Below are 9,113 nucleotides of genomic sequence, written 5' to 3'. Positions count from 1 at the left end.
GTAAAATCGCAGCAGCATCTACCCGCGAAACTTTTGGCAGCTTTTTATCGCCGTCACCATCAGTCATCTACATTTACCCATTGACGAATTACCTGAGCAACCCTAGCAGGGTCCTCAGCAATCAAACCTTTCAAGGCATTAAGTTGTCGATCAAAACCTTCCGAAGCCCCCGGTAACAGAAACTCATCAGAGGCACTCAAAGTAACTCGTTCTCCTGCCTCACCTTCACTCATGGCATCCATCTGTGCCAAACCGTCCTCATCTCCCGCTAAAGCAAGCTCTTTCGCTTGAGCGCCAGCTTCAGAAAGATTCTTAAACACTGGTCGAATGACGGTAAAGATAATAATCAAGGCGAACAACATTGCTATGCCTTTGGGCACCAGCTCTTTGAACCACGCCTGTTCCCATATTTCCGGCTCTTGTACGGCTTCCACAAACTTAGGTGCAAAAGGCGTATTAATCACATTTACGCTATCACCTCGTGCGGCTGAGTACCCTACCGCATTCCTTACCAATAGCGTCAAACGCTCAAGCTCTTCAGCCGTCCATGTAGTATAGCTTACCTCACCTGTTTCCGGGTTGATATTCTGTATATCATCAATTGCTACAGCAACCGTTAAGCGCTTTAGCCTACCTTGCTGGTGACGTGTGTAGCTGATTGTGCGGTCCACCTCAAAATTGCGAGTGGTTTGCTTACGCACATTTGTCGGTAAACCTCCTTCACCAGCGCCAGCACCGTTGGCTACTTCAGGGGCAGCACCCGCTGCGGGAGGCTGATTAGCAAGCGCGCCTGGTACACCGCCATCTGTCATCATCTGGCGCTGCTCATCCAAGGTTTGTTCACTTCGGACTGCTTGCATGTCAGGGTTGTAAAACTCTTCCGTTTCTTCAACCTGGGTAAAATCCACATCAGCCGAGACTTCTGACCTGAAACGATCCGCCCCGAGGATAGGACTCAATATACCTGTAATTCGCTCATTTAGAACTTTTTCCATTTTACGCGAATACTCAAACTCCCTTGAAACCAGCTTGTCTTCTTCTGACTCGTTGTTCCGAGACAATAGATTACCCTTTTGATCAACAACAGTAACTTTGCTCATATCCATTTCCGGCACACTTCCGGCGACGAGATTAACAATCGAGTCAACCTGCTCACGTGTCACTGGCCGCATAGAAGAGGTCTCGATCAAAACTGATGCACTAGGTTCTCTTGAGTCACGAACAAACACCGACCTCTTCGGAATAGCCAAATGAACTCTGGCGCTACGGATATTTCTGAAACTGGATATTGATCGCGCCAGCTCACCTTCCAGGCCTCGCTTAAATCGTGTCGACTCCATAAACTGGCTAGTACCCAAGGCCTGATCCTGGTCAAGGATCTCATAGCCGACACTGTTATCGCTTGTAATGCCATTCGCTGCCAGCTTCATTCTTGCTTCATGAACCCTGCCCGCTTCAACAAGCAATATGCCGGTACGGTGATCCATCTTGAAGTCAACACCATTCAAGTTAAGAATGCTTGAAACTTCTTCCAGGTCCTGAGCTTCTACCGAGCTCATCAACGGCTGATAGTCCGGCTCCTGAAGCCATAAAACAAGCGCCAAACCGAGGGCAACACTCGCGGCCAAACCTACCATCAAACCTACTTGCCGAAAGATTCCAAGCCGGTTTATACCGGTCATCAAGTCACTTTCAGTGCCGACAACGTCAGGCTCACCCGAGATACCACCCACCTGAGCGGGCAATGCTGAGTCTGTACCTGTATCTGTGGGTGCGAGTGCCATAAGTTAACCTTTTACTAAAATCCAAATAAGCAGTGTTTGTTCAAATACCAATCATTACAAACGAGAAGCAAACACTTAAACCGGCATTTTCATAATATCCTGATACGCCTGTACAACCTTATTCCTTACTTGCGTCAACGCCTGAAAAGATACCGATGCTTTCTGAGATTGCACCATTACCTGCGAAAGCGTAACGCTTGGGTCACCCTGCTCAAAAGCCTTAGCCATTTGACCCGCTTTTAATTGTGTATCATTGACCGAGCCAACCGCACTAGACAGCATGTCACTGAATTTAGGTGTTTGGCTCGCTTCCTGGGTGGCATTAATTTTTGTAGGAGATATTTCTTCAGTCTGAACCTGAGTTTTCTGAACCTGCGCACGCAGATTTTTCATCTCAGCCAGCACCTGATTGATATCTGCTCTAGCCCCTACGGAGTTAATCCCAGACATACATCCCCCTTGTCAAAATTTCGTTACTAAAAATACGCTTAAGTTAGTAACTGCATAAAGCGGGCCAATTCACAGACAAGCTGAAATTATAGATAGATTGGAAGGTTTAACATGATAGCATTGCTAATTCTTAGCAATAACAAAAAAAGGGAGCATACGCTCCCATACAGATCATCAGCAGATTGACGAAATCCTGTTGTAACAGGCAACTAGCAGAGCCACCCGTACACTCAATTCGATACCTAGGCAGCCATTTCAGCTGCAATATCGATACCCTGCTCTCTCATTTGAGCAAGCTTATACCTCAAGGTTCTTGGGCTAATACCTAGCTTCTCGGCAGCATTCTTCTTTCTGCCATTTTCTTGACGCAAGGTATCGATAATTATTTGATATTCTCGAAGCTTTAGATCTTTACCTAAACCTGTTCGAGAGTTTGGCTCAACCTCGACCTGCACCGACCTAACTTGCTCAGTCGGAACCTCTTGCTTGGATTCAAGTATCCAGTTAGCCGACTCGGATAAATCCAAGCATAGGTCGCTAACCTTAACCACACCATTGCAGGCCATAATCAGCGAACGCTGAATCGCATTATCAAGCTCTCGGACATTTCCCGGCCAATGGTATTGAGACAAGTAAGTCTCTACACCCTCACCAAACTCCATTTTTTCACGCTTCATTTTGCTAGAATGCTCAGCAAGCAAGCGTTTAGCCAGCGGCCAAATATCCATAGGACGCTCTCGCAAAGGCTTCCAGGCCATGGGAAACACGCTCAGACGATAATACAAATCTTCTCTAAACTTTCCTTCGTTTACGTACTCTTTTAAATCACGGTTTGTCGTCGCCAATACCCGTACATCCAAAGGAATCGCTTTTCTTCCGCCAACTCGCTCCACTTCACGTTCTTGCAGAACCCTAAGTAGTTTTGCCTGCAAGCCTAGATCCATTTCAGATATTTCATCTAGCAATAAGGTTCCGCCATTGGCAAGCTCAAACTTACCGGGCGAACTTGCATACGCGCCGGTAAAAGCCCCTTTCTCATGGCCAAACAGTGTTGCTTCTAGCATATTCTCTGGGATTGCTGCGCAATTCAAAGCAACAAAAGGTTTGTTCTTTCGCGATGATGACTCGTGAATATATCTCGCCAATACTTCTTTACCCGTACCACTTTCACCTGAAATCATTACTGTCGAATCAGATTCAGCAACTTTGCGAGCGACTTCAAAAAATTGCTTAGAGAATGGATCTTCAGCAACAGGCCCTTTCTCATCACTAGACTTTTCTTCAGATGTATCACCAAGCCCCAAAATTTTAATAATTGATTGAATTAAGGTTTTTGGTTCGAAAGGTTTTACTAAATAGTCTGCGGCACCACTTTGCATAGCTTCAACAGCCAGCTTAATTTGACCATAGGCAGTGATAAGCATCATCGGCAAACCAGGATATTTTAACTTAACCTGCTGCAAGAGCTCGTGGCCATCCATTCCCGGCATATTTACATCACTTATCACTACATCAAAATGCGCGTTTTCAAGCTCCTTCAATGCATTCTCAGCACAGTCCGCTTCTACGAAGCCCATCCCTGCAAGCTGTAATGTTGTACACAGTGCTTCTCTTAATTCCTTATCATCTTCCACAATTAATACTTTGGTCGCTGACATGACTTATTTACCTCTTAACACTGAGCAAAATTATTATTAGTAGGAGTAACATTAATTGACGGCAGGTCAATCATTGCAGTCACCCCTTTCTTGGATGAACGCATTCTGAAATTACCTTTATGCGCCTTAACAACAGACTGAACTACCGCCAGCCCAAGGCCAGTCCCTTTTTGCTTGGTTGTATAAAACGGTTCAAAAATCTTACTCCTGTGCTGGCCAGGAATACCAGGACCGCTATCTCTAATCACAAGACACACAGCCCCATCCTCCTTAACCCCAACACTAATCTTTATTGTTAATGGCGTTTCCTTGCTAACTGCAGAACATTCCCAAGCTTCAATACTGTTATTTACCAAATTAAGACAAGCCCCTACCAAGGCATCTTTATTGCATAAGACTTCAGCATTAGACGCTTCTATATCCCACTCGCTCTCAACACTTGCGGCATCCATCACTGGAACGGCTGCAAGCTTAAGCGCGAGTATGAAATCATTTAGCGGCATACGTTCAACTAAGCGCTCATCTCCTTTCGCGAAGATAAGCATATCCCTAATCTGATGTTCCAAATGCGTTAAACGAGACATTACTTTTTCCGACAAGTCCACGCGCATCGATTCATCTAATTCAGGCTGACAAAGGTGGCCCGCATACAACATTGCTGTAGATAAGGGCGTACGAATCTGATGAGCAAGGCTAGCAACCATCTTACCCAAAGAGCTCAAACGTTCGGCCCTGCTTACTTGCTCCTGCAACAATCTTGTTTCAGTCAGATCACTAAGGAGTACCAGCTGACCCGGCCCGGATGACATAGAACGAGTTTCAATTTTCACTCTTCGGCCATCTTTTAAAGAAACCTCGTGTCCATCATCGTGCTTTGGCGAAAAACTTCTCGCAATAACATCGACCCAGGCCAAACCTTTCAGCGGTTCGCCAAGTAGATCCATTGCCGCAGGATTACATTCTGTGACTAAACCTTTTTCATCTAGAACAACAACACCTGCCGGAAGCACCTCCAACAAGGTAGACAAGCGATTAGCTAGGTCTTCTTTTTCCTTGCGCTGTGCTTGCTTTTGACTTTCTTCAAGTGAAAGATCACTCTTGAGTTGACTAACCTTGTTCTCAAGGTTTCGGTATGATGAGGTTAATTGCGAAGACAAGTGGTCAAACAAGGACAAAGCTTCTTCGACTTTCTGCTCACCGTTATCTTGAGTAGAGTCAATTTGTCCCTGAAATTTGAATGCAGCATTACCCTCTATTGAAGTGCTGCCAGAACTATCATGCGCAACGCGCGAAACACGTGCATTGATTGCCTCCGAGCTAATAAAAGCAGGTTCATCTATCCAGGTTGCTAGTTTTTGTTGTCCCATGGCTTACCTACATCATTCAGTCAAAACAGTGTGGAATACTATTCGCTTATTTGTCAGCCAAACGCTCTGCGCAGCTCAAATAAGCTTTAACAACCTGATATAAGCACTATGTAGGCCAAAGTATTTTTTTACTTTATTATCAGCAACTTAATTGTAGCAATATGATAACAACCCGAAAGATAAGACAATTTTATGACGCCATAAAACGAAAAAAGCACGCAAAACTGCGTGCTGACATATTTTTGACTGAGCAAGAATAGTTAAGAAATATAATACCTAGGCATTCAAGCCGTATTTGCGCACCTTTTCAACCAAAGTTGTACGACGTATACGAAGTTTTTCGGCAGCGCGAGCAACCACACCAGAAGCCTCATCCAAAGCTTGTTGAATAAGCGACTTTTCCAAATTTGCCAGGTAATCCTTTAGATCGATACCATTTACAGGCAACAAGGCTGGTGAATCCATACTCGCCATTCCAGGGGCATTTTGTAGCTGCAGATCATCGGTCTGAACAACGTCATCAGTTTCTTCTATATGGCGATATTTTTGCGGTAACTCCTGAACACCAACAACATCATAAGGGTGCATAATACCCAGGCGCTCGACAAGGTTAGCCAACTCACGAATATTTCCAGGCCACTCATGACGACATAGACTCAGTATTGCAGCAGAATTAAATCTGATTGAGCCACGCTTCTCAGTCTCCATCCTTGAAATCAGCTCATTGAGCAGAAGAGGGATATCTTCAACACGATCTTTTAGTGCAGGCATCTCAATAGGAAATACATTCAAACGGTAATAAAGGTCCTCACGGAAATCACCACTGGTAATCATATCCTCAAGGTTTTTATGCGTTGCCGCAATGATACGGACATCAGTGTCTAATGTTTTATTTCCCCCAACCCTTTCGAATGTCCTCTCCTGCAAGACCCTTAGAATCTTAACCTGCATGTTCAGCGGCATGTCGCCAATTTCATCTAGAAAAAGCGTACCACCTTCAGCCAGTTCGAATCGACCTGCACGCGCAGTAATGGCGCCGGTAAAAGCACCCTTTTCATGACCGAACAATTCACTTTCCAACAACTCCGCCGGAATAGCACCACAGTTGACAGGCACAAAAGGCTTGTTTCTACGGTGCGAATTATAATGCAAGTTCCTGGCAACTACTTCTTTACCAGTACCCGATTGCCCTGTAATCAAGACGCTCACATCTTTATCCGCAACCTGTGCCATTAAAGCTCTAACATCTTGAACGCCGCGACTAGTACCTACAAGACTTCTAAAAAGCTCTACCTGACGCTGCTTACCACGCCCTGTTTGCGCCGAGTATTGTTCACGATAAACCTGGGCACGATATAAACTATCTAGCGTCTTATTATAGTTAAGAGGATAATCAAGTTGCGCAATGACCTTTCGTCTAAGAATATCATCAAGCCCGTCTAGAGCAGCATCACCTAGCCCTAGCACAGGAACACCCTCATCCCACTCATGTAAATCTTTAACGATCTGCTCAACCGGCTCCGAGTCTGCTCCCAAAAAAACGACACTTAAGTGCTCTGGCTCAATTGCATGCTCTTCAATAGTAGAGCGCCAACCTGACAAGGATGCGCTAAGAACACTTTCACCAAGAAAGGATAAAATAACAGAGATATCACGAAGCACTTCTTGGTTATTATGCATAACCAAAACTTTCATATCCTGGGCCATAGATGGACCTTATAGTTGTTTATTTTTTGGGTTTAACTTGAAGTAATGAATAGAGCAAAACAGTAAACTTTTGCACCCATGAGTACGCTCGAGCGGTTAATTGCAAAAAGCGATTATTCTTCAATATTCGATATCTAGCAATTAAAGTACGGATAGATTAATTAGTCAATTAAGTGGCGCAAAAAAGACGAAATAAGCGCCACATAAATAAATGTTCAAAATTTTGTCACTTATCTTATAAGTTATTGCCAGCGCAATAACACTCAATCAAGCTTTATATTGAGACGAATCCAGATAGGTATTCGCAGCCTTACTTTCGCGGGTAATCTGCTTAAGTTCCATAGAGATCTCATCTCTATGCTTCAAGCTATCTTTTAGCACCAGAGAGTAAACTTTTTCATAGCGCCTCAAGATCGATAAAAGCTGTGCCCTATCTTCTTTAGTTCGCATACTAGCAATAACTGCCTGAAGCTCGACACGCACCTGAGCATCGAGCTCAGTTAAAAGCGCCCAATCCTGCTTGTCATTAGCATCTTTTAGTTGTTTAGCAATATTTAGAAACCGTTCGTTCACGCCATGCCACCTAATGATATTCAAGCACTCAATAATGAAGCAATACACACAAACAATGCAAGTTAAGATCCGCCCCCATGGAAACGAAAAAAGGCGATAATTACAACATTATCGCCTTAGCCTTAGTTACTGATCAACGTTAACTGATCTCAGATCGTTAAGGAAATTATTTCCGATTCCTCACTCTGAACACCGTCGATATCGATAGTCAAAATCACAAAATAATAAGTGCCTGCTACCATATCATCGATCTGCGCACTGGTATCCGAGCCACTACCTACAACAACACTTTGAGCTAAGTTTGATGCATCTGTACCATATCGAATAAGGTAACTGTCAATTTCGTTTAAATCTAGAGCAGTACCATCCGCTCTTTCTTCTGGAATTGACCACTCCAAGGCTATCGACTGTAAAACCTCAAGCTCATTAATTTCTACATTAGCAACTGACGACACCTGCTGCCCCACAGAATTGGATACAATGACATCATAAGCTCCGGCATCTGCAACAGAGGCAGCCTCAATACTTAATGAGCTCGCGTTAGCACCTGATATCTCAACACCATCTTTACGCCAGGTATAACTCAAGTCACCACCGCCTGTCGCAACGATCGACAGCACTGCCGTCTCACCCTCATCAATAGCGGTAGATTGCGGTTGCGAAGCAATGACGACAGGCTCAATGGAAATCACTTCATTCACCTGAATCGTCGCATTGACAGATGTTTGCGAGCCTACCGAATTCGTCACGCTGACACTATACACACCACTATCTGAGACTGAAGCTGAAGCGAAAGAGAGTGAGCTTGAGGTCGCGCCGCTAATCGCTACCCCACCCTTAAACCACTGATACACCAACTCACCACCGCCACTCGCAGCGACAGATAGTACCGCTCCCTCTCCTTCATCTACACTAACAGAAGTAGGTTGCGTAGAAATTTGAACAGGGTCTATCACAACTACTGGTGGCAATTCGTTAACGACTACTAAAGCAGTCAAAGACTCCAGGGTACCTGACTCATCGCTCACCAGAACATCATAACTGCCTGAGTCGGAAGTATCTGCAGCTGAAATCAATAGTGAACTTAGTACCGCCCCTTGAAGCTCAACACCATCTCTACGCCACTGATAGCTTAGCTCGCCACCGGTAGCTCCCACACTTAATAAGACCTCTTCCAACTCATCAACAATTACACCTTGAGGCTGGCTAATAATTTCGAGGTCAGGAGTCTCGTTAAGCTCTGCTACGTCGTTATAGGAATCATTCGTTTCCTGTCTAACCGCCGCAAATGTCTCGGCATGTTCACTATCTGGAAGCGCTTGCTCTAGATCTAATGCAATTTCGCTTGCCTCTAGAAAAACCTCATCCAGAGTAATCTGTTCATCGCCCTCAGTACTTTGAGCCCCTAGAACGCCATCACTGGCAATCACTTCCTCTACATGTTCGATTACTTCTTCAATCGTATCCCAACGACCCAGCTCAACCATTGACAAGAAAGAGGCTGACAAAACACCCATTTCCAGTTCTGCTTTTGTAATTGAACTATACGACTCAATAGCAGTTAAATCTGCTGG

7 protein-coding genes are annotated in these 9,113 nt (G+C 44.6%); all 7 read right to left on the bottom strand.

Annotation, left to right across the window (positions count from 1 at the left end):
• Window positions 1-59: 59 nt before the first annotated feature.
• On the bottom strand, window positions 60-1,784 hold the full coding sequence (gene fliF / locus A3761_RS07675) for a flagellar basal-body MS-ring/collar protein FliF (RefSeq protein ID WP_068508202.1): 1,725 nt from the start codon (window positions 1,782-1,784) through the stop codon (window positions 60-62).
• 75 nt (window positions 1,785-1,859) lie between these two features.
• A complete protein-coding gene (gene fliE / locus A3761_RS07670; protein ID WP_068508204.1) occupies window positions 1,860-2,234 on the bottom strand; it encodes a flagellar hook-basal body complex protein FliE in 375 nt (124 codons plus the stop codon).
• Window positions 2,235-2,476: 242 nt separating this feature from the next.
• The gene (locus A3761_RS07665) at window positions 2,477-3,892 is read right to left on the bottom strand and encodes a sigma-54 dependent transcriptional regulator (protein WP_068508206.1); all 1,416 of its coding nucleotides are present in this window, start codon (window positions 3,890-3,892) and stop codon (window positions 2,477-2,479) included.
• A 14-nt stretch (window positions 3,893-3,906) separates the two neighbouring features.
• Window positions 3,907-5,259, bottom strand: coding sequence for a PAS domain-containing sensor histidine kinase (locus tag A3761_RS07660; protein WP_082865320.1), 1,353 nt, complete (start codon window positions 5,257-5,259; stop codon window positions 3,907-3,909).
• A 276-nt stretch (window positions 5,260-5,535) separates the two neighbouring features.
• Window positions 5,536-6,939 (bottom strand): sigma-54 dependent transcriptional regulator, encoded by a 1,404-nt coding sequence (locus A3761_RS07655; protein WP_369808198.1) that lies wholly within the window; start codon window positions 6,937-6,939, stop codon window positions 5,536-5,538.
• Between the two features lie 294 nt (window positions 6,940-7,233).
• Window positions 7,234-7,539 (bottom strand): hypothetical protein, encoded by a 306-nt coding sequence (locus A3761_RS07650; protein ID WP_068508210.1) that lies wholly within the window; start codon window positions 7,537-7,539, stop codon window positions 7,234-7,236.
• 149 nt (window positions 7,540-7,688) lie between these two features.
• The coding region (locus A3761_RS07645) for a fibronectin type III domain-containing protein (RefSeq protein WP_068750068.1) at window positions 7,689-9,113 on the bottom strand (1,425 nt) is incomplete at its 5' end.

It is taken from the genome of Oleiphilus sp. HI0123 (assembly GCF_001635315.1).
Note: the sequence above shows the minus strand (reverse complement) of the source record. Positions and strands in the feature narration are given on the sequence as shown.